Source organism: Frondihabitans sp. OV104 (assembly GCF_057787745.1).
Window position 1 is genome coordinate 91577 of record NZ_CM173541.1, and the last position, 25059, is coordinate 116635.

23 protein-coding genes are annotated in these 25059 nt (G+C 69.4%); 13 read left to right on the forward strand and 10 right to left on the reverse strand.

The window, feature by feature from the left end; translation table 11 throughout:
• Nucleotides 1-16: 16 nt before the first annotated feature.
• Together AC3CBB_RS00515 and AC3CBB_RS00520 are read right to left on the reverse strand one after the other, a co-directional pair.
• Nucleotides 17-484: an S-ribosylhomocysteine lyase gene (locus AC3CBB_RS00515; protein ID WP_123506393.1), complete on the reverse strand. Its 468-nt coding sequence runs from the start codon at nucleotides 482-484 to the stop codon at nucleotides 17-19.
• A gap of 9 nt (nucleotides 485-493) precedes the next feature.
• Nucleotides 494-1084 (reverse strand): TetR/AcrR family transcriptional regulator, encoded by a 591-nt coding sequence (locus tag AC3CBB_RS00520; protein WP_488625574.1) that lies wholly within the window; start codon nucleotides 1082-1084, stop codon nucleotides 494-496.
• Nucleotides 1085-1218: 134 nt separating this feature from the next.
• On the opposite strand from AC3CBB_RS00520, the gene AC3CBB_RS00525 reads away from it, so the two are divergent.
• From AC3CBB_RS00525 to AC3CBB_RS00535, 3 genes are all read left to right on the forward strand, one after another.
• Nucleotides 1219-2043, forward strand: coding sequence for a sugar phosphate isomerase/epimerase family protein (locus AC3CBB_RS00525; protein ID WP_488625575.1), 825 nt, complete (start codon nucleotides 1219-1221; stop codon nucleotides 2041-2043).
• On the forward strand, nucleotides 2043-3176 hold the full coding sequence (locus tag AC3CBB_RS00530) for a Gfo/Idh/MocA family protein (protein WP_488625576.1): 1134 nt from the start codon (nucleotides 2043-2045) through the stop codon (nucleotides 3174-3176). Before AC3CBB_RS00525 ends, AC3CBB_RS00530 begins: the two co-directional genes overlap by 1 nt.
• A 192-nt stretch (nucleotides 3177-3368) precedes the next feature.
• Nucleotides 3369-4178, forward strand: a complete 810-nt coding sequence (locus AC3CBB_RS00535) for a hypothetical protein (RefSeq protein WP_123506390.1) — start codon at nucleotides 3369-3371, stop codon at nucleotides 4176-4178.
• A 292-nt stretch (nucleotides 4179-4470) separates the two neighbouring features.
• Here AC3CBB_RS00535 and AC3CBB_RS00540 read toward each other — a convergent pair whose 3' ends face one another.
• The 5 genes from AC3CBB_RS00540 to AC3CBB_RS00560 are packed head-to-tail and all read right to left on the reverse strand — an operon-like array spanning nucleotide 4471 to nucleotide 9017.
• On the reverse strand, nucleotides 4471-5307 hold the full coding sequence (locus tag AC3CBB_RS00540) for a PhzF family phenazine biosynthesis protein (RefSeq protein WP_488625577.1): 837 nt from the start codon (nucleotides 5305-5307) through the stop codon (nucleotides 4471-4473).
• 60 nt (nucleotides 5308-5367) lie between these two features.
• On the reverse strand, nucleotides 5368-6375 hold the full coding sequence (locus AC3CBB_RS00545; RefSeq protein ID WP_488625578.1) for a glycine betaine ABC transporter substrate-binding protein: 1008 nt from the start codon (nucleotides 6373-6375) through the stop codon (nucleotides 5368-5370).
• Nucleotides 6372-7133: an ABC transporter permease gene (locus AC3CBB_RS00550; protein ID WP_123506387.1), complete on the reverse strand. Its 762-nt coding sequence runs from the start codon at nucleotides 7131-7133 to the stop codon at nucleotides 6372-6374. Before AC3CBB_RS00550 ends, AC3CBB_RS00545 begins: the two co-directional genes overlap by 4 nt.
• Entirely contained in the window at nucleotides 7130-8380 is a 1251-nt protein-coding gene (locus tag AC3CBB_RS00555; RefSeq protein ID WP_488625579.1) for an ATP-binding cassette domain-containing protein, read from the reverse strand. The genes AC3CBB_RS00550 and AC3CBB_RS00555 overlap by 4 nt, the downstream gene beginning before the upstream one ends.
• Nucleotides 8367-9017, reverse strand: coding sequence for an ABC transporter permease (locus tag AC3CBB_RS00560; RefSeq protein ID WP_488625580.1), 651 nt, complete (start codon nucleotides 9015-9017; stop codon nucleotides 8367-8369). The genes AC3CBB_RS00555 and AC3CBB_RS00560 overlap by 14 nt, the downstream gene beginning before the upstream one ends.
• A 200-nt stretch (nucleotides 9018-9217) precedes the next feature.
• Here AC3CBB_RS00560 and AC3CBB_RS00565 point away from each other — a divergent pair, with 200 nt between their 5' ends.
• A complete protein-coding gene (locus tag AC3CBB_RS00565; RefSeq protein WP_488625581.1) occupies nucleotides 9218-10420 on the forward strand; it encodes a TetR/AcrR family transcriptional regulator in 1203 nt (400 codons plus the stop codon).
• Between the two features lie 206 nt (nucleotides 10421-10626).
• On the opposite strand, the gene AC3CBB_RS00570 is transcribed toward AC3CBB_RS00565, so the two are convergent.
• Both AC3CBB_RS00570 and AC3CBB_RS00575 read right to left on the reverse strand, forming a co-directional pair.
• Nucleotides 10627-11895, reverse strand: a complete 1269-nt coding sequence (locus tag AC3CBB_RS00570) for an MFS transporter (protein WP_488625582.1) — start codon at nucleotides 11893-11895, stop codon at nucleotides 10627-10629.
• A gap of 4 nt (nucleotides 11896-11899) precedes the next feature.
• A complete protein-coding gene (locus AC3CBB_RS00575; RefSeq protein ID WP_488625583.1) occupies nucleotides 11900-12325 on the reverse strand; it encodes a MarR family winged helix-turn-helix transcriptional regulator in 426 nt (141 codons plus the stop codon).
• A 173-nt stretch (nucleotides 12326-12498) separates the two neighbouring features.
• Here AC3CBB_RS00575 and AC3CBB_RS00580 point away from each other — a divergent pair, with 173 nt between their 5' ends.
• From AC3CBB_RS00580 to AC3CBB_RS00605, 6 genes are all read left to right on the forward strand, one after another.
• Nucleotides 12499-14028, forward strand: coding sequence for an ABC transporter substrate-binding protein (locus AC3CBB_RS00580; protein ID WP_158614225.1), 1530 nt, complete (start codon nucleotides 12499-12501; stop codon nucleotides 14026-14028).
• Nucleotides 14029-14123: 95 nt separating this feature from the next.
• On the forward strand, nucleotides 14124-15065 hold the full coding sequence (locus AC3CBB_RS00585; protein WP_488625584.1) for an ABC transporter permease: 942 nt from the start codon (nucleotides 14124-14126) through the stop codon (nucleotides 15063-15065).
• A complete protein-coding gene (locus AC3CBB_RS00590) occupies nucleotides 15062-16912 on the forward strand; it encodes a dipeptide/oligopeptide/nickel ABC transporter permease/ATP-binding protein (RefSeq protein WP_488625585.1) in 1851 nt (616 codons plus the stop codon). The genes AC3CBB_RS00585 and AC3CBB_RS00590 overlap by 4 nt, the downstream gene beginning before the upstream one ends.
• The gene (locus tag AC3CBB_RS00595; protein WP_488625586.1) at nucleotides 16909-17802 is read left to right on the forward strand and encodes an ATP-binding cassette domain-containing protein; all 894 of its coding nucleotides are present in this window, start codon (nucleotides 16909-16911) and stop codon (nucleotides 17800-17802) included. The genes AC3CBB_RS00590 and AC3CBB_RS00595 overlap by 4 nt, the downstream gene beginning before the upstream one ends.
• Nucleotides 17803-17872: 70 nt before the next feature.
• Nucleotides 17873-20335: a beta-glucosidase family protein gene (locus AC3CBB_RS00600; protein ID WP_488625587.1), complete on the forward strand. Its 2463-nt coding sequence runs from the start codon at nucleotides 17873-17875 to the stop codon at nucleotides 20333-20335.
• Nucleotides 20336-20407: 72 nt separating this feature from the next.
• A complete protein-coding gene (locus tag AC3CBB_RS00605) occupies nucleotides 20408-21019 on the forward strand; it encodes a TetR/AcrR family transcriptional regulator (RefSeq protein ID WP_123506378.1) in 612 nt (203 codons plus the stop codon).
• Nucleotides 21020-21021: 2 nt separating this feature from the next.
• Here the strand turns inward: AC3CBB_RS00605 and AC3CBB_RS00610 are convergent, their stop codons facing one another.
• Entirely contained in the window at nucleotides 21022-22026 is a 1005-nt protein-coding gene (locus AC3CBB_RS00610; RefSeq protein WP_488625588.1) for a LacI family DNA-binding transcriptional regulator, read from the reverse strand.
• Between the two features lie 169 nt (nucleotides 22027-22195).
• Between AC3CBB_RS00610 and AC3CBB_RS00615 the strand changes: the two genes are divergently transcribed.
• From AC3CBB_RS00615 to rhaI, 3 genes are read left to right on the forward strand one after another with little or no spacing between them, the layout of a single operon-like run.
• The gene (locus AC3CBB_RS00615) at nucleotides 22196-23524 is read left to right on the forward strand and encodes an MFS transporter (RefSeq protein WP_488625589.1); all 1329 of its coding nucleotides are present in this window, start codon (nucleotides 22196-22198) and stop codon (nucleotides 23522-23524) included.
• Nucleotides 23521-23895, forward strand: a complete 375-nt coding sequence (locus AC3CBB_RS00620; RefSeq protein ID WP_488625590.1) for an L-rhamnose mutarotase — start codon at nucleotides 23521-23523, stop codon at nucleotides 23893-23895. Before AC3CBB_RS00615 ends, AC3CBB_RS00620 begins: the two co-directional genes overlap by 4 nt.
• Entirely contained in the window at nucleotides 23892-25058 is a 1167-nt protein-coding gene (gene rhaI / locus AC3CBB_RS00625) for an L-rhamnose isomerase (RefSeq protein ID WP_488625591.1), read from the forward strand. The genes AC3CBB_RS00620 and rhaI overlap by 4 nt, the downstream gene beginning before the upstream one ends.
• Nucleotide 25059 lies beyond the last annotated feature (1 nt).

The window sequence follows — 25059 nt, forward strand, 5'->3', positions numbered from 1 at the left end:
CCCTGGCGAGGGCCGGTCAGGCGTAGATCTGCGACCACTCGTCACGCTGGCGCAGGAACTCCCGGGCGGCGTCCTGCGCGGCCTCCAGCGAGTGGTTCGAGCCCCAGCCGCACTGCGTCTCGTTCGCGGCCGGAACCTCCGTCGCCGCGAGGATGTCGGTCAGCGTCTGCTCGATGAGCGTGTAGACGTCGTCGACCTCGGGCGTGCCCTCGAGCAGCAGGTAGAAGCCGGTCTGGCAGCCCATCGGCGAGAAGTCGATCACCTTCGACGAGTGGTTGCGCGAGTGCTCGGCGAACAGGTGCTCGAGCGAGTGCACGGCCTTCATGTCGAGCCGCGAGACGTTCGGCTGGGCGAAACGGAGGTCGTACTTCGAGAGCGTGTCGCCGCCCGGCAGGTCTTTGTGATCGGCGAGCCGGACGAACGGCGCCTTCACGATGCGGTGGTCGAGGTTGAACGACTCGACGTTCATGCGCTTTTCTTCCATGGGACGAGCCTACGCACCGTCGGTGTGCGCGGGAACGACGATGCGCTCGATCAGGGCGAGAATGCGCGGGATGTCGATCCGGTCGTCGAGCAGCCACTGCACCTGCAGGCCGTCCGACGCGGCCATGATCAGCGACGCGAGGTCGTCGAGGTCGACGCCGGGGGCGATGCCGCGCTCGGCCAGGTCGTGCTCGAGAGCCGCTCGCGTGGACTCGCGTCCCCTCTCGAATCGGTCGGTGAAGAACTCGGTCGCGACCTCGTGACCCGGCTCGACGGCGGACGCCATCATCACCGTGTGCAGGCCGACCAGCCCCGGCACGTTCTTGTTGTGCTCGGCGATGACCGTGGTCCGCTCGACCACGCCGTCGATGTCGGCGATGGCTTCGGCGCCCTGGAGGTCGCGCTCGCGCAGCACCTCGACGAGCAGAGCCTCCCGCGACTCGAAGTAGTGCGACAAGGCCGCGTGCGAGACGCCGATCGCCTCGCCGATGGCCCGCAGGGAGGTGCTCTCGAAGCCCTTCTCGGCGAACACCTCGAGGGCTCGGTCGAGGATCTCGCGTCGGCGCTGGACGCCCTTCGGGTATGGGCCTCGGGTGGTCATGTCCCGAGAGTAGCCGTTCAGCGCGGTCCCCTCGCAGAAAAACATCCACGTGGAGGTTTTCGGTGCTACGGTCGTCGCGACGGCCACAGGCGCGCGTCCCGGGCGAAGACGCCCGGCTCACTCTGGGAGAACCGATGGACATCTCGCTCCAGCTCTACACAGTCAATTCCGCCCTCGAGTCCGATCTCGACGGCGGCCTCGCCCGCCTCGCCGAGATCGGCTTCACGACGGTCGAGGCCTTCGACTTCGTGCGACGCGCGCCGCAGCTCGCGAAGGCGTTCGGCGCCCACGGCATCACCGCGGCGACCGGCCACGCCTTCCTGGTGCAGTCCGAGATCCCGCTGCCCGACGGCACGACGATGACGGCCCCCAGCCGCGCCGAGACATTCGGAGCCGCGGCCGAGCTCGGCATGACGACCGTCATCGACCCGTTCGTCGGAGTCGACGAGTGGTCGACCCTCGACGGCGTGAAGCGCATCGCCGACGCTCTCAACGCGGCGTCGATCGACGCGGCGAAGGATGGGCTCCTCGTCGGGTACCACAACCACGACCACGAGCTCCGGTCGATCATCGAGGGCAAGCCGGCCCTGGCCGTGCTCGCCGAGCTCATCGATCCTGCCGTGAAGCTCGAGGTCGACCTCTACTGGGCGACCGCCGCGCACGTCGACATCGCCGAGTTCGTCTCCGGGCTGGGCGAGCAGGTGCTCGCCGTCCACGTGAAGGACGGCCCGATGGACCGCGAGATCACGACGGCGAATGTCCCGACCGACCAGGTCTCGGCCGGCCGGGGCGACGTGCCGCTGGCCGCCGCGCTGGCCTCGAACCCGCACCTGAAGTACGCCGTCATCGAGTTCGACGGGTTCCAGGGCGACATCTTCGACGGAGTCCAGGGCAGCTTCGACTGGCTGACCGCGACGATCGCCGAGATCGACGCCGCCGGCACGAAGGCGAGCGCCTGATGCCCGGCACCGGCAGGGTCGGAGTCGGCTTCATCGGAGCCGGCATGATCAGCGACGCGTACCTCGCCAACCTCACGCGCTTCCCCGATGTCGAGGTGCTGGTGATCGGCGACATCGACACCGAGCGCGCGGCCGCGCAGGCCGCCAAATGGGGCGTTCCCCGCTCGGGCACGGCCGACGACGTGCTCGCCGACCCTGACGTCGAGATCGTCGTCAACCTGACCATCCCGGCGGCCCACGTGGCCGTGTCGACGAGTGCACTCGAGGCCGGGAAGCACGTCTGGAGCGAGAAGCCGATCGGCGTCGACCGCGCCACGGCGAGGGGGCTCGTCGAGCTCGCCGCGAGTTCCGGCCTCCGTCTCGGCATCGCACCGGACACCGTGCTCGGCGCCGGCTGGCAGGCCGCCAAGCGCGCGATCGAAGGCGGCATCATCGGCACGCCGCTGACCGCCGTGACGAGCATGCAGTGGCAGGGGCCCGACCTCATGCACCCCAACGCCGACTTCCTGTTCGCGAAGGGCGCCGGCCCGCTGTTCGACATGGGCCCGTACTACTTCACGGCGCTCGTGCACCTGTTCGGACCGATCGAGTCGGTCGCGGCTCTCGGCACGAAGGCGCAGGCCACCCGCACGATCAAGGAGGGCCCCCGCACCGGCGAGGTGTTCCCCGTCGAGGTGCCGACCCATCTCAGCGTGCTGTCGTCGTTCGAGGGCGGGGGAGCGGCGCAGAGCCTGCTCAGCAACGACACCGCGCTGTTCCGCCACGGCGTCTTCGAGGTCAACGGCACCGAGGGCACGATCGTGCTGCCCGACCCGAACACCTTCGGCGACACCCCGATCAAGGTCGTGCGCCCGCTGACCGGGATCACCGGGTTCCCGATCGAGCAGGACTGGGAGACCCTGCCCGACGTCGGCGAGGTCTTCGGCCGCGGACTCGGCGTGCTCGACATCGCCCGGGCCATCCGCGGCGGCGGAGTCCACGTCGCCACCGGCGAGGTCGGCTACCACGTGCTCGACACCATGGTCGCCGTCGAGGAGAGCGCCGCCCGCCGTGAGTACGTCGACGTCGAGAGCACCGTCGGCCCCGTGCCGTCACTGCCCGAGTCGTGCGATCCGCTCGCGGCCACCCTGTAGCGCCGCGCCCGCGGCCGCGCCCGCGCCCCACGACCCCGCGCTTTTGGGGCTCCGGCCCGCTGAATCGGCTCGCCCCCTCCGCTCTTCCGGAGGGATCGAGCCGTTTCTGCATCGTCTGCGGGCGATGCGATCATTCCTTGAAATCCCGACTTCTCATCCAGTATGTTGAATGAAAATGAGAGTGAGGCTTCAATGAAGAGACACCTGTTTTTAGGCATCATCACCGTTGCAGTGATCGCCGCCACGTCCGTTCCCGGGGCCGCTTACGCGTCCGCCTCGCCGTCGGCGACCGACGCCGTGGCCCGCGCCGAGGGCATGATGGGCCTCGATGACGACATAGACCCCGCAAAGCCGCTGGTGGCGGTGCCAGGCGAACGGGTCGCCGTTGGCGATTCCGCGGCCGGAGTTGCCGTAGCAACCGACGCCAGGGCGGCATCAAGCAGGGCTCCTGCGTACACAGTCGATCGCTTGGATCCTGAGACGACGCGACTTGCAGCAGTGCTCACGACGGCGGGGCAAACCGCGAGCTGGGATTTCGGTCCTGACACGGAGCTGTTCGTCCTGGCCGACGGTCGCGTGAGCGTCAGCGACGAAGACGGTGAGTTCCTGGCCGGGATCGCGGCACCGTGGGCAGTGGACTCGCATGGGGTCAGGCTGGCGACTCGGTATGTCGTAGACGGGTCCAGGCTCGTTCAAGAAGTAACGACTCGTCGGGACACCGTCTACCCGGTGGTCGCCGATCCGACGATCAAGACGTACGTCGGCTACTACCAGATCACGTTCACCAAGAGCGAGAGCTTTACGGTCGTCGGCACGGTCGGCAGTTGCACCGCGCTGCTTGCCAAGGCTCCACATCCCGCAATGCGCGCCCTCATGGTCGGGTGCGGAGTCTTCGCTGCCTTCAGCGCCGCCCAGCTCTCCGGCGGGAAGTGCATCCGAGCCCACATCGTCGGATTCCCGCCGACCATCGGCACGTGGTGGCCGACTTTCCCGAAGTGCTGACGGTGACCAGTTCAGTCGCCTTCGGCCTCGCGCTCGGGTGTGCTCTTGGAATCGCCCTGCTGCGACTCGGTCGTGTCGGGGGTGCACTCGTGGCAGTCTCTCCGGTCGTGGCGTGGACGGTGATCGGAGTCGTCCGGCCGGCTCCCATCGACGAGCCAGCGCTCGGGTGGTGGCTACCCGGGTACTTACTAGGCCTCGTGGGCATGAGCTTGCTGGTCCGACATCGACGCAGAAGCCACGGCGACTAGGGGCGCAGGAACTCGCCCCCGCCGCCGAGCCGAACCCGGCGCGGCTACAGCAGCACGGTCCCGGCGATCGCCGTCGTGCTCTCGCCGCCGACCCAGACCGCGTCGTCGACGACCGTGATGCGCACGACGCCGTCGCGGCCGAGGCGTGTGCCCTGGCCGTTCGTGTAGGCGGCGGGCGTGCGGCCCTCGCGGTGCAGCCACTGGGCGAGCGACGCGTTGAGGCTGCCGGTCACCGGGTCTTCGGGCACGCCGATGATCGGCACGAAGCCGCGCACCTCGTGGGCGTGCTCGTGGCCCTCGGGGTAGGCGCCGAAGACGCCCGTGTTCAGGTCGGGGATGATCGACAGGTCGGGCTCGAGGGCGAGCACCCTCTCGGCCGACGCGAGCTCGACGGCCAGCCACGGCGGGCCGTTGACGATCCACTGGTGGCTGAGGACCTCGGAGCGCTCGACTCCCAGCCCTCGGGCGATGCGCTCGATGGTCTCCTCGTCGACCGGGCCGGAGCGCGTGGTCGGGGGAGCGGCGAAGGCCAGGGTGGCGCCGTCGCGGCGGATGTCGATCAGGCCCGCGATGCACTCCTGCACGATCAGGTCGCCGCGGGCGGGGACGGAGCCGGCCTCGAGCCAGGCGTGCGCCGAGCCGAGCGTCGGGTGGCCGGCGAACGGGAGCTCGCCGCCCGGCGTGAAGATGCGGAGGCGGTAGTCGGCGTCGGGCGTGGTCGGCGGCAGCACGAACGTGGTCTCGGAGAGGTTCGTCCAGCGCGCGAACGCGGCCATGGCCTCGTCGGTCACTCCGTCGGCGTCGAGCACGACAGCGACCGGGTTGCCGAGGTAGGGCACCGACGAGAAGACGTCGACCTGAGAGAAGGGGCGCTTGATCATGCGGCAACGCTAGGGGTCGTCAGGGGCCGCCGAAAGGGCCAATCGGCGGCTCCTGGCCCGCTAGGGCCTGCTGATGAAGCCTTCCTTCACCATCCAGTCGAATGCGACGTCGGCGGGCTCTTCGCCGTCGACATCGACCTTCAGGTTGAGCTTGCGCATCTGGGTGTCGGTCAGCTTCGGCGAGATCTGGTCGAAGACGCCCTTCAGCTGCGGGTACTCCTTCAGCGTGGCGGAGCCGAAGACCGGCGCGACGTTGTAGGCGGGGAAGAACCCCTCGTCGTCGTCGAGCACCGTCAGGTCGAGCGAGTTGATCCGGCCGTCGGTCGTGAACACCTCTCCGAAGTTGCACTTGCCCCGGTCGGTCGCCGTGTACACGGTGCCGGTGTCGAGGATGCTGACATTCGACGACGGCACGCCGTCCTCTCCCGAAGAGCCGAGCTTCAGCCCGTACTTCGCGAGCATCGGCCTGAACCCGTCGGCGCGCGAGTTGAACTCCGACTCGACGCAGAAGGTCCGCTCCGAGACCGGCAGGTCTTTGATCTGCGACAGCGACGAGATGCCGTCGAGGTCTTTCACGGCCTCCGACCGCACGGCCATCGCGTACGTGTTGTTGAGCGGCGCGGGCGTCAGCCAGTCGAGGCCGTTCGCCGCGTCGGCGTCGCGGACCGCCGCGTACTGCTTCTGCTTGTCGGGGATGCCCTTCGTGTTGCCGAGGTAGGTCAGCCACGCTGTGCCCGTGTACTCGTACGTCATGTCGGCGCCGCCGGTCAGCATGAGCTGGCGCACCGCGACGCTGCCGGGCGTGTTCGTCATGTCGGTCACATCGAAGCCCGCGGTCTGCGCCGCCAGCACGGCGATCTTGCCGAGGATCAGCTGCTCGGTGAAGTTCTTCGTCGTCACGGTGAGGTGCGCGTCGTCGGGGAGGCCGGCGATCGGCTTGATGGTGCCCGGAGCGGTGGCCGGGACGAAGGCCGTCGCGGGCTGGAGCCCGCAGCCGGTGAGGAGGAGGGCGGAGGCGGCAGTTCCTGCGACCAGTGCGGAGGTCAGGATCGGGCGGCGGCGGGTCATCGGAGTCCCTTCGGTCGGGCGACGTGCTCGACCATGCGGCCGAGCCAGTCGATCAGGAGGGCGAGCAGGGCGATGAGAAGGGCGCCCGAGACGAGCACCTTCGGCAGGAAGAGCGTCACGCCGGTCGTGATGAGCAGCCCGAGTCCGCCGGCGCCGATGAAGGTCGCGAGGGCGGCCGAGCCGACCAGGAGCACGAGGGCCGTGCGGATGCCCGAGAGCATCACGGGCACCGCCAGGGGCAGCTCGACCTTCATCAGCACGGAGAACGCCGACATGCCCATGCCGCGGCCCGCCTCGACGAGCCGGGCGTCGACGCTCTGGATGCCGATCATCGTGTTGCGCAGCACCGGCAGGATCGCGTAGGCCACGAGCGCGACGACCGCAGCCCAGAACGAGAAGCCCAGCCAGAAGGCGAGGAGCACGACGAGGCCGATGGCGGGTGCCGCCTGGCCGACGTTGCTGACGGCCAGGATCACGCCGCTGGCGCGGTTCAGCGGCGGCCTGGTCAGGAGCACACCGAGCGGGATCGCGATGACGAGCACGATGACGGCCGACACGAAGGTGAGCGCCAGGTGCTGGCCCGTGTAGTCGAGCAGATCGGCCGGGTTGAGGGTCGAGCGCTCCGACGCCGAGAGGTCGGCCGTGTTCAGCCAGACGACGAAGCCGGCGAGCACCACGAGCACGGCGATCGGCTGTGCGGCGAGGCCGCGCCAGGGGTGCGTGCTCGCCGGCGCGCGGGCGGTGACGACGTCGCTCATGCCGGGGCCTCAGAGGCGAGCGCAGGATCCACGACGACGTCGAACGTGCCGGTGTTCGTGCCGACCGGCTTCTCGGCGCTCTCCGCCGCCAGCCGGCGGGAGCGCGTGATCGCCTCCATGACCACCTCGACGGTGATCACGCCGACGAACCGGTCGCGCGGCCCCGTCACCAGGGCGGCCCCCGCGCTCGACACGAGCATGGTGTCGAGGGCGTCGTTCAGCGTCGCGCCCTGTCCGACGACCGGAAGGTTCGCGTCGACGTCGGACGGCACGGTCTCCATGCGGCCGAGCTGGCGCTTCGAGGGCCAGCGGATCGGGCGCTCGCGGGAGTCGACGATCACGGCGTGGCCGTGACCGGCGGCCTCGATGCGCGCGAGCACCGCTGCGGCGGATTCGCCCGCCTGGACGACGACCGCGTCGGCGAGCTCGACGTCGCGCACGCGGTTGAGCGTGAGCTGCTTGAGGCCTGCGCCGGCGCCGATGAAGTTCTCGACGAACTCGTTGGCGGGCTCGGCGAGGATCCGCTCGGGGGTGTCGTACTGCACGATGTGCGCCCCCTCCGAGAAGACGACGATCCAGTCGCCGAGCTTCACGGCCTCGTCGAAGTCGTGGGTGACGATCACGATGGTCTTGTGCAGCTCGTGCTGGATGTTGATCAGCTCGTCTTGCAGGCGCTGGCGCGTGATCGGGTCGACGGCGCCGAAGGGCTCGTCCATCAGCAGCACGGGCGGGTCGGCGGCGAGGGCACGGGCGACTCCGACGCGCTGCTGCTGTCCGCCCGAGAGCTCTTTGGGGAAGCGGTCGCGGTAGACCTCGGGGTCGAGCGACACGAGCTCGAGGAGCTCGTCGACGCGGGCGGCGATCCGGTCTTTCGACCAGCCCAGCATCTTCGGCACGACGCCGATGTTGGTTGCGACCGTCATGTGCGGGAAGAGCCCGCCGGCCTGGATGACGTAGCCGATCTGGCGGCGCAGCTCGTCGCCGTCGATGCCGGTCACGTCGTCGTCGCCGAGGACGATGCGGCCCTCGGTCGGCTCGATGAGCCGGTTGATCATCTTGAGCGTCGTGGTCTTGCCGCAGCCCGAGGGGCCGACGAGCATGACGATCTTGCCGGCGGGGATCTCGAGCGTGATGCCGTCGACGGCGGGCTTCGCCTGGCCGGGGTAGCGCTTGGTGACCTGGTCGAGCAGGATGCTGCGACCGGAGTCGGTGGTGGTGCTGGTGGTGGTGGGGTCAGCGTGCGACACGGATACCTCGCGAGATGGTCAGTCGGCCGAGGCCGAGAAGAAGGAGGTCGAGGACGAAGGCGAGGACGACGACGCCCACCACCCCGACCACGACGGACTGCAGGGAATTGGCGCCGCCGAGGCGCGACAGACCCGAGAAGACGAAGCCGCCGAGACCGGGGCCGAGGCCGTAGGCCGTCACGGCCGCCACGCCCATGACCATCTGCGCCGAGATGCGCACTCCGGTCAGGATGATGGGCCAGGCCAGAGGGAGCTCGACGGTGGCGAAGGTGCGGAACCGACTCATGCCGATGCCGCGCGCCGACTCGACGACGCCCTCATCGACCTCCGAGAGGCCGACGACGGCGTTGCGCAGGATCGGCAGCGCGGCGAAGAAGGTCACCACGACGACCGACGGCACGACGCCGAAGCCGAGCGGCGCGATCAGGAGCCCGATCAGGGCGAAGGACGGGATCGTGAGCCCCACGGCGGAGACGCCGTTGGCGATCCCGCTCCAGGTCCGGCTCCGGTAGACGAGGGCGGCGATCACCAGCGCGATCACCACGGCGAGCACGAGGCACTGGATCACCAGCGACAGATGCTGCCAGGACGAGAACCAGATCTGGTCCCATCGGTCGACGAAAAATTTCCACAGCATCAGTCGTATACGTTCCGTTCACATCAGTAAGCACGAGGTCACGGCTCGTCTGGGCGACACCCGTCGCGAGCAAATGCCGACCAGCCTAGTGACGTTTCGCGTTTCCCTCGAATCAGACGGATGGCAGACGTTCGACCAGGGAATAACTAAGTTCGGTCGATCCGCGTAGAGTCGGGCCCCATCGACCTTGAGAGGACCTCGTGAATCCCGCCTCGGACAGCAGTCGCCCCGACGGGCGTCGGCTGCGGAGTGCCGCGTCGCGGGTGGAGATCCTCGACGCCGCCGAGCGGGCTCTGGCCGAGGGCGGCTATGCCGAGACGTCGATCCGACGGGTGTCGGTCGCGGCCGGGATGAGCGCTCCGGGTGTGGCCCGCCACTTCGCCACGAAGCAGGCTCTGTTCGTCGCCCTGCTCGAGCGCATCCAGGACCGCAACCTGGCCGCCCTCACCGGCTCCGAGCTCGGCCGGCTCGACGCGGCCGAGCGGATCGTGCTCCAGGCCGAGCAGCTCGCCTCGCGGCGCCGGGAGACCGAGCTGTACACAGTGATGCTCGGTGAGGCGCGGACGCCGGAGCACCTCGGGCACGACTGGATCATCGGCCAGATGAACGGCGTCCACGCCAGGCTGGTCGGCGAGTTCGGCTCGGTCGGTCCGGCCCTGCACGCCGCCTGGGACGGCCTCCGCCTCCTCGGGCTGTACCTGCCCGCGCGGGTCGACGCCGCGCAGTCGCTCGCCTACCGGCTGCGGACGGGCGCGATGACGGAGACCCCGGCGGCGCCCCGGGGAGAGCCCGCCGCCGCGTCGGACGCGCCTCGCGGTGACGACGACGCGGTCGAGGCGCGGATCCTGCGCTCCGCCATCCGGGTCTTCGCCGGCTCGGGCTACCGGGACGCGAGGATCCGCGAGATCGCCGCGAACGCCGGCATCGCCCACAGCACGCTGCTCTACCACTACCCCACCAAGCAGGCGCTGCTGCAGGGCGTCTTCGACTCGGACGGGACGGAGCTGGCCACGCGGATTCCGCGGGGGATCGCTCGCGACGGGGGCGAGTTCCTGCGCCTGGTCCACGAGGTCGCCCGGAGCACCACCCGCGAGAACGAGGCGGAGATCGAGCGCGTGCGGTCGGCGCTGGCGTTCGAGGCGATCGAGCCCCAGCATCCGGCGAACGGCTACTTCGTCACCCGGTTCGGCGGTCAGCTCGACCGCCTGGTGGGGGTCTTCCGCGATGTCGAGGCTGCGGGCGAGCTGGCGCCGGGTGTCGAACCGGTGGCGGAGGCGACGTGGACGCTGGCGCTCTGGGAGGGTCTGCGGATCCAGACGTTCTACCTGCCGATGGAGGGCGCCGCCGAACTGATTCGTACCGAGATCAACCGGGCGCTGGTGCCGTCGCGGCACCTCACCTGACCACGAGACAACATTTTCTCGACCAGGTATTAACTTTGTGGTCGAACCTTGCTACATTCACGAGGCAAGCTCGATTAGACGGGGTGTAGGGGCCGCGGAGATCGAGTGACGGCCGATTCGGGTTCGGCTGTCGCACCCGCACAACTGCAAGGCCCGCCGTCCAGTTCGGGGACGACGGGCCTTCTGCGTGCGAGGCCGGTTCGGCGTCAGTCGGCGTTGCCGACGGCCTCTGCCTCGGCGAGGTGCTCCTCTTCGGCGGTGGCGGGCAGCGCCTCCTCGCCGCGGTCGGCTGCGGTGAGCGCCTTGTGCGCCGTGCTCAGGACGATCGCCGCGGCCACCAGGGTCGCCGTGCCCAGCAGGAAGGGGACGTGCTCGCTGAACGCGGCAGCCAGGATGCCGGCGACGAACGGCGCCATGCCGCCGCCGATGAATCGGACGAAGCCGTAGGTCGCGCTCGCGACCGGGCGCTCGACCGGCGAGATGCTCATCACGGCCGTGGTCACGAGCGTGTTGTTCACGCCGATGAACGCGCCGGCGATGATCACGCAGACGATGACCGCGACGTGGTTCGACGGGACGATGCCGATGACCGCGAGGTCGATTGCCATCAGCACGAAGTTGACGTAGAGCGTCTTCGGGGTGCCGAACCGGCGCTGCAGCCAGGGCGCGCCCCAGACGGCGAAGACGGCGACGAGGATGCCCCAGCCGCAGAAGACGAAGCCGAGCTTGATCGGGCTGTCGATGCCCATCAGGAAGGGCGAGTAGCCGAGCAGCGTGAAGAAGGCCCAGTTGTAGAGGAAGCCCACGATGCTCGTGGTGCGCAGGGCCTTGTGCTTGAGGGCCGTGAGCGGCTCGGAGAGCTTCTGCTTGCGCGCCGGTCTCGGGAGCGGCGGCAGGAGGAAGACCGTCGCGAGGAGGGCGATGAACATCAGGGCCGAGACGCCGAAGAACGGCCCGCGCCAGCTGATCGAGCCGAGCACGCCGCCGATCAGCGGGCCGAGCGCGATGCCGACGCCGAGGGCGCTCTCGTAGAGGACGATCGCTCCGGCGAAGCCGCCGCTCGCCGAGCCGACGATGACCGACAGCGAGGTCGCGATGAAGAGCGCGTTGCCGAGGCCCCAGCCGGCTCGGAAGCCGACGATCTCGCCGATCGAGCCGCTGGCTCCGGCGAGGGCGGCGAAGACGACGATGATCGAGAGGCCGCCGATGAGGGTGCGCTTCGGGCCGATGCGGCTCGAGATCCAGCCGGTGCCGAGCATGCAGACGGCAGTGACGACGAGGTAGCTGGTAAAGAGCAGCTCGACCTGCGACGGGGTCGCGCTCAGCTGGCCGGCGAGGGTCTTGAGGATGGGGTCGACGAGGCCGATTCCCATGAACGAGACCACGCAGGCGAACGCGACGGCCCAGACCGCTCGCGGCTGCTTGAAGGGGCTCGGCGCCTTCTCGTGGGGGCCGGCGGGGGAGTGGTGCGACATGTGATCAGTCCTGTTCTGTGACGAATCGGCGCAGGGCGTCTGTTGCCTGGGTGAGTGCGAGCCGCGACTCGGGGTCGAGGCGCTCGAGTCGCGCCGCGATCGTGGCGGTCCGCGAGACGCGGTACTCGGTCAGCCGCGCGACGCCGGCTCCGGTCAGAGCGACGAGCACAGCCCGGCCGTCGTCGGGGTCCGAGAGGCGCTCGGCGAGACCCTGACCGACTATTCGATTGACGAGCGTGGTCATGCCCGGCTGCGTGAGGCCCTCGCGCACGGCGAGGTCCGTGATGCGAAGCGGGCCGAGTGCGTCGAGGCGCGCCAGGACGCTGAGGGCGCTCTTCGACATGTCGGCGGGCTCGCGCGAGTCGCGGAGCCAGGTGATGACCGCCTCGAGGGCGTGCGCCGTGTCCTGGGTGGTGACGGAGCTGGGCATAAGCCAACTATATAACTGGACTATGCAAAGCGTCCAGCCTCATGCGATGGATCACGGTTGGATAACCGGTTCGCCAATTTGTGCGAAAACCTATGTACCGCTCGGTTTTTGTGTTAGCTTCCTCGATCGGAGTCGCTCCAACGGTGGAACGACCCGACCAGCGAGGATCAAAGATGTTCCGATGGAAGACGCTGACGGCGATCGCCGTTGTCGCCGGGCTGGCCCTGACGGGCTGCTCGTCGAACTCAGGCAGCACTGACAGCAGCAACTCCGGCAGCGGCACTCTCACGCTCGGCGTTCTCGCCCCGGCGACGAGCTTCGCCGCCCAGAGCATGAGCTGGGCGAACGAGTCGCCCTACGGCCAGGCCGTCTACGACGGACTCGTCCACGCCGACCCCGACGGCACGGTCGTGCCGTGGCTGGCGACCAAGTGGAGCTACGACTCCTCCAAGACCAAGCTCACGATGGATCTCCGTACCGACGTGAAGTTCTCGGACGGCACCAAGTTCGACGCCTCTGCCGCCGCGCAGAACGTGCTTCGGTTCCGTGACGGCGACTCGGCGAACAAGTCGCTCCTGGCGCTCGTGAAAGACGCGAAGGCGGTCGACTCCTCGACCCTCGAGATCGACCTCACGGCTCCCGATCCGGCTCTGCTCACGTCGCTGACACAGAACGCCGGCCAGATCGAGTCGCCCGCGGCCTTCACGAGCTCGACGCTCAAGACCGTTCCGGTGGGCTCGGGCCCCTACACGATGGACGTGAAGAACACCGTCGTCGGCTCCAGCTACGCGTTCACCAAGAACCCCGACTACTGGGCTCCCCAGGACCAGCACTACGCCAAGCTCGTGCTGAAGTACTTCGCGACGCCGACCGCCCTGCTCAACGCCATCCGCGGTGGCCAGGTCAACGGCGCCAACGTCTCGGACATCACCACCGTCGACCAGATCAAGGCGGCCGGCTGGACGCTGAACGACCAGGAGTACAACTGGGCCGGTCTGATCCTGTTCGACCGCGGCGGCACCGTCGACAAGCCCCTCGGAAACGTCAAGGTCCGTCAGGCGATCAACTACGCGTTCGACACCAAGGCGCTCCTCAAGACGGTCGGCTACGGCTACGGCACGACGACGACTCAGATCTTCCCGACCTCGTCGCCCGGATACGACAAGTCGCTCGACTCCGCCTACGCGTACAACCCCACGAAGGCCAAGGAGCTCATGAAGGAGGCCGGCTACGCCGACGGCTTCACGCTCTCGCAGCCGAGCTCGGCGCTCCTCGGAACGGCCACCTACACGCTGCTCGCGCAGCAGCTCAAGGCCATCGGCATCACCGTGAAGTTCACCGACCCCGGCAACAACTTCATCGCCGACGTTCTCGCCCCGAAGTACACGTCCTCCTACTTCCAGCTGCAGCAGGATCCCACGGCGTGGCAGATCCTGAACTTCGAGCTGCTTCCGACCGCCACGTTCAACCCCTACAAGTACAACGACCCCAAGGTCGTCGCGTGGGGCAAGACCATCCAGAGCGGCTCCGAGTCCGAGGCCGCCGCGGCCACCAAGGAGCTGAACGCCTACATCGTCCAGCAGGCCTGGTTCGCTCCCTGGTTCCGCCCGAAGGGCGAGTACGTCACCGACGCCAAGACGAGCGCGATCGTCCAGGTCGGAAACGCGTACCCGTACCTCTACAACATCAAGCCGAAGTCCTAGCGGGCCGACGCCGCACCGCACCTCGGCGAGCCGGCGGGACTCCCCGCCGGCTCGCCACCCCCTCCGCACTTTCTCGAGTCACAAGGGAACCAACGATGCTGACCTTCATCATCCGGCGTCTTCTCGCCGGCGCCGTCCTGGTCGTGGTGATCACGACGGTGGCCTTCTTCCTCCTCTATGCCGGCAGCGGCAACGTGGCCAGGAAGATCCTCGGCAACAGCGCCACACAGGCGGGCGTCGCTGAGAAGAACCACCAGCTCGGCCTGGACCGGCCGATCCTCGTCCAGTTCGGCGACTGGCTGGCCAATGCGCTCCACGGCAGCTTCGGCGACTCGTGGTTCACCGGCCAGCCCGTCAACGACGCCATCGCCAGCCGCCTCGGCGTGACGCTCACCCTCGTCATCGGCGCCACCGTCATCACTGCGGTGTTCGCCGTGGTCCTCGGCGTCTGGGCGGCCACGCGCCGCGGGTGGGTGGACCGCATCGTGCAGTTCCTCTCCGTCCTCGGGTTCGGCATCCCCGGCTTCCTCATCGCGCTGGCGCTCGTCCTGGTGCTCGCGATCAACCTCAAGCTCTTCGCTCCGACGGGATACACCTCGTTCTCCGACTCCCCGTCCGAGTGGATCAAGACCGTGACCCTGCCGGTCATCGCCCTCGCGATCGGCGGCGTGGCGGGCGTCACGCAGCAGGTGCGCGGCTCGGTGATCGACGCCCTGCGTCAGGACTACGTCCGCACGCTCCGCTCGCGCGGACTCTCCACCACGAGCGTCGTCTTCAAGCACGTGCTCAGGAACGCCGGCGCTCCGGCCCTCGCGGTCCTGGCAGTGCAGTTCGTCGGCCTCCTCGGCGGCGCGGTCATCGTCGAGCAGGTCTTCGCCATCCCCGGCGTCGGGCAGGTGGCGGTCACCGCCACCAGCCAGGGCGACATCCCCCTGGTGATGGGCCTCGTCCTCGCCACCGCAGTCATCGTCGTCATCGTGAACCTGGTCATCGACCTGGCTCAGGGCGCTATCAACCCGAAGGTGCGTCTGTCGTGATCGAGCTTCCCACCGTCCTCGCCGACGAGGCCCCCAAGGCCACCGGCACATCGCTCTTCCGTCGCCTCACGAAGAACCCGGTCGGCCTCGGCTCGCTAATCTGGCTGGCACTCCTCGTCCTGACGGCGATCCTCGCGAACGTCATCGCGCCGATGGACCCGAATGCGGCCGACATCAACGCCGTGCTCGCGAAGCCGGGCGGCGCCCACCCGCTGGGTGCGGACAGCGCCGGGCAGGACGTGCTGTCGCGCCTGTTCTTCGCCAGCCGCTACAGCCTCCTCGGCGCCATGCTGGCCCTCGCCGTGGCCGCGGTGTTCGGAATCATCGGCGGCCTCATCGCCGGCTACTACGGCAAGTGGTTCAACGCCGTGTCGTCCTGGCTCACCGGCCTGCTGATGGCCCTCCCCGGCATCGTCGTCCTGCTCGCAGCCCGGTCCGTCCTCGGCCCGTCGCTCTGGGGCTCGATGGCCATCTTCGGCGTGCTTCTCAGCCCGGCCTTCTTCCGCCTCGTGTTCGCCGCGGTCTCGGCCGTGCGAAACGAGCTCTACGTCGACGCGGCACGCGTCTCCGGTCTGTCGGACGCCCGCATCATCGGCCGCCACATCCTGACCGTCGTCCGGGCGCCCGTCATCATCCAGGCCGCCATGATCACCGGAATCGCGATCGCCATCCAGGCGGGCCTCGACTTCCTCGGCCTCGGCGACACCTCGATCCCCACCTGGGGCTCGATGCTGTCGGACGGCTTCCAGCAGATCTACTCGAACCCGCTGCTCATGATCTGGCCCAGCCTCGCGATCGCACTCACGTGCGTCGCCCTCACGCTGCTCGCCAACGCGATGCGCGACGAGCTCGAGCGCTCGGGCGGCAGGAAGCGCCGTCGTCGCGGCGCCGTGGAGCTCTCCCCGGCCGAGGCCGAGCCGATCATCGTCCACGACGAGATCCCCGACACCGAGGGTCGCTTCGGCGAGGAGCTCCTCCGCGTCGACCGGCTCGCAGTCGGCTACGACCAGCCCGACGGGTCGGTCAAGCGCGTGGTCCACGACGTGTCGCTGGTCGTCAAGCGCGGCGAGGTCCACGGCCTGATCGGCGAGTCCGGATCCGGCAAGACACAGACGGCCTGGTCCGTCCTGCGCCTGCTCCCCGAGGGCGGCCGTGTCGTCGGCGGCGCCATCTCGTTCGAGGGCGTCGACCTCGCCGATGCCAGCGAGAGGAAGCTCCTCGGGATCCGCGGAAAGAAGATCGCGTACATCCCGCAGGAGCCCATGTCGAACCTCGACCCGTCGTTCACGATCGGGTACCAGCTCGTCGAGCCGATCCGCAACAGCCTCGGCCTGTCGAAAGACGAGGCGAAGGCCAAGGCGATCGGCCTCCTCACCCGGGTCGGGATCCCCAACCCGGAGCGCACTTTCACGGCGTACCCGCACGAGGTGTCGGGCGGCATGGCCCAGCGGGTCCTCATCGCGGGAGCGATCTCATGCGATCCCGACCTCCTGATCGCCGACGAGCCGACCACGGCTCTCGACGTGACGGTGCAGGCCGAGGTGCTCGACCTCCTGCGCGACCTGCAGCGGGAGCTCCAGATGGGCGTCATCCTGGTCACGCACAACTTCGGCGTCGTCGCCGACCTGTGCGACCGCGTCTCGGTGATGCGGAACGGCCGGATCGTCGAGACCGGGCCCGTCCGCTCCCTCTTCGCGAACCCGCAGCACGAGTACACCCGGGCCCTGTTCGATGCGATCCTCGAGGAGGGACCGCCCCGAGGTGAGCTCAAGGAGCCCGACCTTGTTCCGATCATGACCGAATCGGTCTTCCTGCCGTCGAACATCAACAAAGGAGTCGTCCTGTGAGCACCTCAGCCGTGTCGGAGAAGCCCCTCGTCTCCACCCTGCTCGACGTCAAGGACGTCACGGTCGACTACCCGATCAAGGGCTTCCGCAAGGAGCCGTTCCGGGCGCTGAAGGGCGTGTCGCTCGACATCCGCCCCGGTGAGACCGTCGGCCTCGTCGGCGAGTCGGGCTCGGGCAAGACCACCCTGGGTCGCGCTGTGCTCGGGCTCGCCCCGGTCACCGGCGGCAGCATCACCTACCGCTCGCAGGAGATCTCGCGGCTCGGCCGCAAGGCCCGTCGCGCTCTCTCGAGCGAGATCCAGGTCGTCTTCCAGGATCCGTACACCTCGCTCAACCCGTCGCTGACGATCGAGCAGATCCTCGCCGAGCCGCTCACCGTGCGGAACGTCCCGGCCAAGGAGGCCGGGAAGCGTGTCCGCGAACTGCTCGACCAGGTCGGCCTGCCGAGCGGCTCCGTCGACCGCCTTCCCCGCGAGTTCTCGGGCGGTCAGCGCCAGCGCATCGCGATCGCCCGCGCTCTCGCCCTCGACCCGCGCCTCATCGTCTGCGACGAGCCCGTCTCGGCGCTCGACCTGTCGACCCAGGCCCGCGTGCTCGAGCTGTTCAAGGAGATCCAGGAACGCACCGGCGTCGCCTACCTCTTCGTCTCGCACGACCTCGAGGTCGTGCGTCACCTGAGCCACCGCGTCGCGGTCATGTACCACGGCGAGATCGTGGAATGGGGCGACGGCGATCAGGTCACGGCCCGCCCGGAGCACCCCTACACGCAGCGCCTCTTCCTCGCGGCACCCGTGCCGGACCCCGTGCGACAGGAGCAGCGCCGCGCCGAGCGACGACGGCTCGTGCTGGAGCAGCGCGAGGCCGACCTGCAGGCCGGCGCCGTGGCGTAGCCGTTCCCCTCACCTCACCTCACCTCACCTCACCTCACCTCTTCCCGAACACCACCAGAACGGCTCAACGATGACGGACACCCTGGCGACCATCGACGCACGGCTCCAGCCCCTGCTCGATTCGCTCACCCTCGAAGAGAAGGTCCAGCTCCTCACGGGGCGCGACTTCTGGACCACCTGGCCGATCCAGAAGATCGGGCTGCGTCGCCTGCTCATGTCGGACGGCCCGTCGGGCGTCCGCGGCGAGGTGTGGGACGAGCGCTCGCCGTCGCTGAACCTGCCGTCGGCCACCGTGGTCTCGTCGTCGTGGGACACCGCGATCGCCGCGCGCTACGGTGCCGCCGCCGCCGTCGAGGCCCGCCGCAAGGGCGTCGACGTGGTGCTCGGACCCACCATCAACCTGCACCGCTCGCCCCTCGGCGGCCGGCACTTCGAGGCGTTCTCGGAAGACCCGGTGCTGACGGCCGAGCTCGCCGCCTCGTACGTCGACGGCATGCAGGAGAACGGCGTCGCCGCGACCCCCAAGCACTACGTCGCCAACGACTCCGAGACCGACCGCTTCACCGTCGATGTGAACGTCGCCGAGCGTCCGCTCCGCGAGCTCTACCTGCTCGCCTTCGAGAAGGCCGTCACCGAGTCGAAGACCTGGGCGATCATGAGCGCCTACAACTCGATCAACGGAGTCACCGCCACCGAGAACGAGCTGCTCGAGACCCCGCTCGGCACCGAGTGGGGCTTCGACGGAGCGGTCATCAGCGACTGGACCGCCGTGCGCAGCCTCGAGAGCGCGAAGGCGTCGCAGGACATCGTCATGCCCGGGCCCGACGGCCCGTGGGGCGAAGCGCTGGTCGCCGCGGTCCGAGCCGGCGAGATCGCTGAGGAGGCGGTGGATCGCAAGGTCCTGCGGATCCTGCGCCTCGCCCAGCGGGTCGGCGCCCTCGAGGGCTTCGACCCGGCGGTGGCCGAGCCCGCTCTCGTCGAAGACGGCATCGCCTTCGCCCGCGAGGCGGCGGCGGCCGGCAGCGTGCTGCTCGTCAACCGTGACGAGCTGCCCTGGGCCGACGCGGTCCCCCACAGCATCGCCGTCATCGGCCACAACGCCGAGTTCGCCCGGAGCCAGGGCGGCGGCAGCGCGACCGTGCTGCCCGAGCACGTGGTGTCGCCGCTCGAGGGGCTCCGGAGCCGCTTCGGCGCCGACCGCATCACCTACTCCGTCGGCGCGGTCGTGCAGGAGGGCATCGCCGAGCTCGCCCGCGAGACCATCGCCAACCCCGTCTCGGGTGGTCCGGGCCTCCGTGCGGCCTTCCTCGACGCCGACGACGTCGAGCTCTTCGGCGAGGACCGCCTGGCAACGGCGCTGGTCTGGTTCGGCGGCGACGCCCCGATCGCGGAGTCGTCCACGCTCCAGCTGTCGACGGTCTACACGCCGACCGCCACCGGCACCATCAAGCTCGGCTTCGCCGCGGCCGGCACCGCCACGATCGTCGTCGACGGCGTCGAGGTGCTCCACGCCACCGTCGTGCCCGAGGGCACCGACCTGGGCGCGGCCTTCCTGTCGCCGCCGACGCGCTCGGTGCCCGTCGCGGTCACCGAGGGCGAGAGCATCGCCGTCACGATCCGCGTCGACCTGACCCAGCGCGACGCCGGCGCCCTCGGCAACGCCATGTCGTTCGCCTTCGGCATCGAGCCGAACGACGACGACCCCGAGGCCCTGATCGCCGAGGCAGCGGAAGCGGCCGCCGCGGCCGAGGTCGCCGTGGTCGTCGTCGGCACCAACTCGCGCGTGGAGTCCGAGGGCTACGACCGGTCGAACCTCGACCTGCCGGGCCGTCAGGACGACCTCGTCCGCGCCGTCGTCGCGGCGAACCCGCGCACCGTCGTGGTCGTGAACTCGGGCGCCCCGGTGCTCCTGCCGTGGCGCGACGAGGTCGCCGCCGTCGTGATCGGCTACTTCGGCGGCCAGGAGATCGGCAACGCCCTGGCCGACGTGCTCTCGGGCGACTCCGAGCCCGGCGGTCGCCTCCCCACCACCTGGCCGGCCGCGCTCGCGGACGTCCCCGTGCTCGACGTCACCCCCGAGGCCGGCGCTCTTCACTACGACGAGGGCATTCACATCGGCTACCGCGCCTGGCTCCGCGCCGGCACGGAGCCTGCCTTCCCGTTCGGGTTCGGCCTCGGCTACACGACGTTCGAGCTCTCGAATGCGGCGGCCACCTCGACCGCTGCCGTCGGCGACACCGTCACGGTCACCGTCGACGTCGCGAACACGGGGGAGCGCCGCGGCAAGCAGGTCGTCCAGGTCTACGCCTCGAAGACCGATTCGGCGATCGAGCGCCCGGTGCGCTGGCTCGTCGGCTTCGCTCCCGTCGTCGTCGACGCGGGCGCCACCGAGCGGGCCACGGTCGAGTTCCCGGTACGCCTCCTCGCCGACTGGCAGGGCGGCTGGCACCAGGAGCCCGGCGAGTTCGAGCTGCACGTGGGCGCGTCGGTCGTCGACCTGCCCCTGACGCAGACGCTCGTCATCTCCTCCTGAGACACCGCCCCGGACGCGCCGATCGGCCGTCCGGGGCGGTGCGCCCCCTCTCTTCTCGCATAGGATCACGACATGTCCGTCCCCGGGGCGCAGCGCGGCGCATACGCGAAGACGGCCCAGCGTCGCCGAGAGATCCTGATGGCAGGATTCGCGGTGTTCGCGAGCTCCGGCTACCGCTCCGGCTCCATCCGCGAGATCTCCGACCGGGTCGGCATGAGCCAGGCTGGCCTGCTCCACCACTTCCCCTCGAAGAGCGACCTGCTCGCCGGTGTCCTCGAGCTCCGAGACGAGGACGCCCGGAGTCGCGTGCCGCTCGACGTCGACGCCGGGATCGAGACGATCCGCGGCCTCGCCGAGCTGACCGACTACAACGCCACGATCCGGGGCCTCGTCGAGCTGCACTGCGTGCTGTCGGCGGAGGCGACCTCCGCCGAGCATCCCGCGCACGCGTACTTCGTGAACCGCTATCAGTGGAGCGTCGGCATGGTCACGACCTCCCTCGAAGTCATGCAGCGCACCGGGCAACTCGTCGACGGCGTCGACCCTGCGGGGTCGGCTCGTGCGCTCATCGCCCTGATGGACGGCCTCCAGGTGCAGTGGCTGCTCGACTCGGACTCGGTCGACATGGGCGTCGAGGTGCGCCGCTACCTGCAGTCGCTCATGACAGTGCCGCTGGAGCCGTAGCCCTACGCCGTGCTGTCCCGCACCACCAGCTCCGGCTGGAACACGATCGCCTGCCGGTCGGCCGGGTCGCCTGACGCCGCCTCGGCGAGCACCAGGTCGATGGCGGTGCGGCCGATGAGCGCGCTCGGCTGGCTGATCGACGACAGCGGCACGACGGCCGTCGCGGCGAAGCCGATGTCGTCGTAGCCGATCACGGCGATGTCACGCGGCACAGCCACCCCGGCGGCGAAGAACGTCTGCAGAAGGCCGATGGCCACGAGGTCGTTGGCGGCGAAGACCGCGTCGGGGCGCCGGGCCGGCTCGCGGACGAGGAGCTCCGACGCGACGCGGCGCCCCTCCGGGATCGACAGCGCGTCGGTGGCGATGATCTCGAGGGGGACGCCGAGTTCCTGCGCCACAGTCGAGGCGCCGGCCGCACGGTCGGAGACCTGCCGGATGCCGAAGGGCCCGCCGACGAAGACCACCCGGCTCGCACCCTGCTCGATGAGGTGCCGCACCGCGAGGCGGCCCCCGGCGACGTCGTCGACCGACACAGAGCTCGCCACGGCATCGGGGATGATCCGGTCGACGAGGACGGCCGGGATGCCCCGCGACCGCAGCCGCTCGAGCCGGGACGTCACCTCGCCGACGGGGGAGAGGAGCACGCCTAGCACCCGCTGCTCTTCGAAGAGGTCGAGGTACGAGCGCTCGAGGTCGGGCTTCTCGTCGCTCGAGCCGAGGATCACGGACTTGCCGAACGAGGCGGCGTGCTGCTGGGCACCGCGGGCGACGTCGGTGAAGAACGGGTTGGTGACGTCGAGGATCACGAGGCCGATCGCGTTGCTGTGGCCGGCGCGGAGCTGGCGCGCGGCGTCGTTGCGGATGAAGCCGAGCTCGCGGATCGCGCTCTGCACTCGGGACACCGTCGTCTCGGACACCTTCTCGGGGTGGTTGAGCACGTTCGAGACCGTGCCGACGGAGACCTGCGCGAGCGCGGCCACGTCGCGGACGCTCGCGGACTCCATCATGGCTGTGAGCGTAGGGCACGATTCGCGATTGCGGCGAACCCTGTCGGCGGCTATGGTTATGAAACGATTCAACTGTCGTCGTGCACGGCAGCGGATCGAACCCGAGCTCCCGGGCGACCGTCCCGGGCCACAACCCGTGAACTGTCAACGACGATGGACGGAGGGGCCGATGACGGTCCGAATCGGAAGCACCAGTACCACCGGCTGGAAGGCGACCGTCTCGGTCGCCATGTCGAACTACATCGAGTCGGGGTCGATCATCGCGATCGCCACCAGCCTCGCGCTCTGGCAGGCGCAGTTCCACATCGGCGATCTCGCGGTCGGCCTGCTCGCGAGCCTCAGCGCCAACGCGTTCGGCGCGGCCGCCGGCGCCATCATCGGCGGGCCGCTCTGCGACCGCTACGGCCGCAAGTTCATCTACACCTACGACCTGCTGCTCTACATGCTCGGCATCGTGCTGGCCGTCTTCGCCGGCAGCTACGCCATGCTGCTGATCGGCTTCATCCTCACCGGCATCGCCGTCGGCGCCGGGGTCCCGGCGTCATGGACCTACATCGCCGAGCAGGCCCCTCCCGGCAAGCGCGCCGCCCACGTCGGCACCGCCCAGCTCGCCTGGTCGGTCGGCCCGATGGTCGGCTTCGCCCTCGCCATCGCGGCGGCGCCCCTCGGCCTCCTCGGCAGCCGCCTGATCTTCGCGCACCTCTTCGTCGTCGCGGCCGTCGTCTGGTGGCTGCGACGAGGCCTCCCCGAGTCGACCCTCTGGAAGGAGGAGCGAGCGAAGACGACCGCCGCCGCCCCCTTCTTCAGCGGGTTCAAGCTGCTCTTCACCAACAGGAAGAACCTCACGGCGCTCCTCTTCCTCTTCGGCGTCTACGCGCTCTGGAACACCGTGGCGGGCCAGGCGGGCATCTTCCAGCCCCGCGTCTACAGCGCCACCGGCGTCACGAGCGTGACCGAGCAGTACCTCCTGCAGATCCTCGTCTGGGCGTGCACGGTCGCCGTCACCTACTTCGGCTTCATGCGGTTCGCCGACCGGATGAGCCGCCGGGTGCTCTTCGCCATCGGAGCCGCTCTCGCGATCATCGCCTGGGCCGCCCTCATCTACGCACCCGCGAACCTCGGCACGCTCCTCTTCTTCGCCATCGCCTGGGGCATCTCGTCGGGCATCGGCGCGCAGGCCTTCTACGGTCTCTGGACGAGCGAGCTCTTCGCCACCCGCTACCGCGCCAGCGCGCAGGGCGTGCTGTTCCTCGCCGCCCGCGTCGCCGTGGGCCTGCTCAGCATCTGGTTCCCGCTGCTGCTCGCCGACATCGGCCTCCAGGCGCTCGGCGGCCTCATCATCGGCCTGCTCGCCGTGTCGTTCCTCGTCGGCACGATCTGGGCGCCGGACACCCGCGGCAAGACGCTGGACGAGATCGAGGCCGAGCGCTACGGCACGGCGACCACCGAGACCGGCACCGTCCGCCCGATCCGCGACCGCGCAGGGAGCCGACGATGACCCGCGTGTGCTTCCGGCTGCGGGTCGCACCCGACCGCATCCCCGAGTACCGCGCTCGGCACGAGGCGGTGTGGCCCGACATGCTCCGTGAGATCGAGCGTGCCGGCCGCCGCAACTACTCGCTCTTCCTCGACCCGGACGGCCTGCTCGTCGGCTACTACGAGGTCGACTCGGTGCTCGAGGCCGACCGCTACCTCGCGCACTCCGAGGTCGCCGCGACCTGGGAGCGCCACATGGGCGACCTCTTCGACGGCCTCGACGGCCGTGCCGACCAGACCGCCACCGAACTCGCCGAGGTCTTCCACCTCGAAGACCAGCTCGCCGCACTCATCCCATCCACCCCGTCTTCGCACCAAGGAGAAAGCGCATGACAACCTTCGCTGACATCACCTCCACCCTCGAGCGGCAGGCCATCGAGCTGCCGTCCTGGGCGTTCGGCAACTCGGGCACGCGCTTCAAGGTCTTCGGCACGCCGGGCACCCCGCGCAGCCCCGAGGAGAAGATCGCCGACGCCGCCACCGTGAACGAGCTCACCGGCCTCGCGCCGAGCGTGGCGCTGCACATCCCGTGGGACCTCGTCGACGACTGGTCGGCACTCAAGGCGCACGCCGAGTCGCTGGGCGTCAGCCTCGGCACGGTCAACTCGAACACCTTCCAAGACGAGGAGTACAAGTTCGGCTCCCTCGCGCACTCCGACCCGGCAGTCCGCCGCCGTGCGATCGACCACCACCTCCGCTGCCTCGAGATCATGACCGAGACAGGATCGCGCGACCTGAAGATCTGGCTCGCCGACGGCACCAACTACCCCGGCCAGGACAGCCTCCGCACCCGCCAGGACAACCTCGCCGCAAGCCTCGCCGAGATCTACTCGCAGCTCGGCGACGAGCAGCGCCTCGTGCTCGAGTACAAGTTCTTCGAGCCGGCGTTCTATCACACCGACGTTCCCGACTGGGGCACCAGCTTCGCCCAGGTGAGCGCCCTCGGCCCGAAGGCCTACACCTGCCTCGACACGGGCCACCACGCGCCCGGTACCAACATCGAGTTCATCGTCATGCAGCTGCTGCGCCTCGGCAAGCTCGGCTCGTTCGACTTCAACTCGCGCTTCTACGCCGACGACGACCTGATCGTGGGCGCCGCCGACCCGTTCCAGCTCTTCCGGATCCTGTTCGAGGTGATCCAGGGCGGCGGCCTCGAGCCCGACTCGCCCGTCGCGTTCATGCTCGACCAGTGCCACAACGTCGAAGACAAGATCCCCGGCCAGATGCGCTCCGTGCTCAACGTCCAGGAGATGACGGCCCGCGCCCTGCTCGTCGACCGCGTCGCCCTCGCCGCCGCGCAGGCATCGCACGACGTGCTCGGCGCCAACGGCATCCTGATGGACGCCTTCTACACCGACGTCCGCCCGGCACTCGCCGAGTGGCGTGAATCGCGAGGCCTGCCCGCCGACCCGATGAGGGCGTACGCCGAGTCCGGCCACGCCGAGAAGATCGCCGCCGAGCGCGTCGGCGGCAAGCAGCTGAGCTGGAGCGCCTGAG

What these genes read in the sequence shown, in the direction of transcription:
- AC3CBB_RS00515 (WP_123506393.1), bottom strand. Translation starts at nt 484, where the DNA reads ATGGAAGAAAAGCGCATGAACGTCGAGTCGTTCAACCTCGACCACCGC.
- AC3CBB_RS00520 (WP_488625574.1), bottom strand. Translation starts at nt 1,084, where the DNA reads ATGACCACCCGAGGCCCATACCCGAAGGGCGTCCAGCGCCGACGCGAG.
- AC3CBB_RS00525 (WP_488625575.1), top strand. Translation starts at nt 1,219, where the DNA reads ATGGACATCTCGCTCCAGCTCTACACAGTCAATTCCGCCCTCGAGTCC.
- AC3CBB_RS00530 (WP_488625576.1), top strand. Translation starts at nt 2,043, where the DNA reads ATGCCCGGCACCGGCAGGGTCGGAGTCGGCTTCATCGGAGCCGGCATG.
- AC3CBB_RS00535 (WP_123506390.1), top strand. Translation starts at nt 3,369, where the DNA reads ATGAAGAGACACCTGTTTTTAGGCATCATCACCGTTGCAGTGATCGCC.
- AC3CBB_RS00540 (WP_488625577.1), bottom strand. Translation starts at nt 5,307, where the DNA reads ATGATCAAGCGCCCCTTCTCTCAGGTCGACGTCTTCTCGTCGGTGCCC.
- AC3CBB_RS00545 (WP_488625578.1), bottom strand. Translation starts at nt 6,375, where the DNA reads ATGACCCGCCGCCGCCCGATCCTGACCTCCGCACTGGTCGCAGGAACT.
- AC3CBB_RS00550 (WP_123506387.1), bottom strand. Translation starts at nt 7,133, where the DNA reads ATGAGCGACGTCGTCACCGCCCGCGCGCCGGCGAGCACGCACCCCTGG.
- AC3CBB_RS00560 (WP_488625580.1), bottom strand. Translation starts at nt 9,017, where the DNA reads ATGCTGTGGAAATTTTTCGTCGACCGATGGGACCAGATCTGGTTCTCG.
- AC3CBB_RS00570 (WP_488625582.1), bottom strand. Translation starts at nt 11,895, where the DNA reads ATGTCGCACCACTCCCCCGCCGGCCCCCACGAGAAGGCGCCGAGCCCC.
- AC3CBB_RS00575 (WP_488625583.1), bottom strand. Translation starts at nt 12,325, where the DNA reads ATGCCCAGCTCCGTCACCACCCAGGACACGGCGCACGCCCTCGAGGCG.
- AC3CBB_RS00580 (WP_158614225.1), top strand. Translation starts at nt 12,499, where the DNA reads ATGTTCCGATGGAAGACGCTGACGGCGATCGCCGTTGTCGCCGGGCTG.
- AC3CBB_RS00585 (WP_488625584.1), top strand. Translation starts at nt 14,124, where the DNA reads ATGCTGACCTTCATCATCCGGCGTCTTCTCGCCGGCGCCGTCCTGGTC.
- AC3CBB_RS00600 (WP_488625587.1), top strand. Translation starts at nt 17,873, where the DNA reads ATGACGGACACCCTGGCGACCATCGACGCACGGCTCCAGCCCCTGCTC.
- AC3CBB_RS00605 (WP_123506378.1), top strand. Translation starts at nt 20,408, where the DNA reads ATGTCCGTCCCCGGGGCGCAGCGCGGCGCATACGCGAAGACGGCCCAG.
- AC3CBB_RS00610 (WP_488625588.1), bottom strand. Translation starts at nt 22,026, where the DNA reads ATGATGGAGTCCGCGAGCGTCCGCGACGTGGCCGCGCTCGCGCAGGTC.
- AC3CBB_RS00615 (WP_488625589.1), top strand. Translation starts at nt 22,196, where the DNA reads ATGACGGTCCGAATCGGAAGCACCAGTACCACCGGCTGGAAGGCGACC.
- AC3CBB_RS00620 (WP_488625590.1), top strand. Translation starts at nt 23,521, where the DNA reads ATGACCCGCGTGTGCTTCCGGCTGCGGGTCGCACCCGACCGCATCCCC.
- rhaI (WP_488625591.1), top strand. Translation starts at nt 23,892, where the DNA reads ATGACAACCTTCGCTGACATCACCTCCACCCTCGAGCGGCAGGCCATC.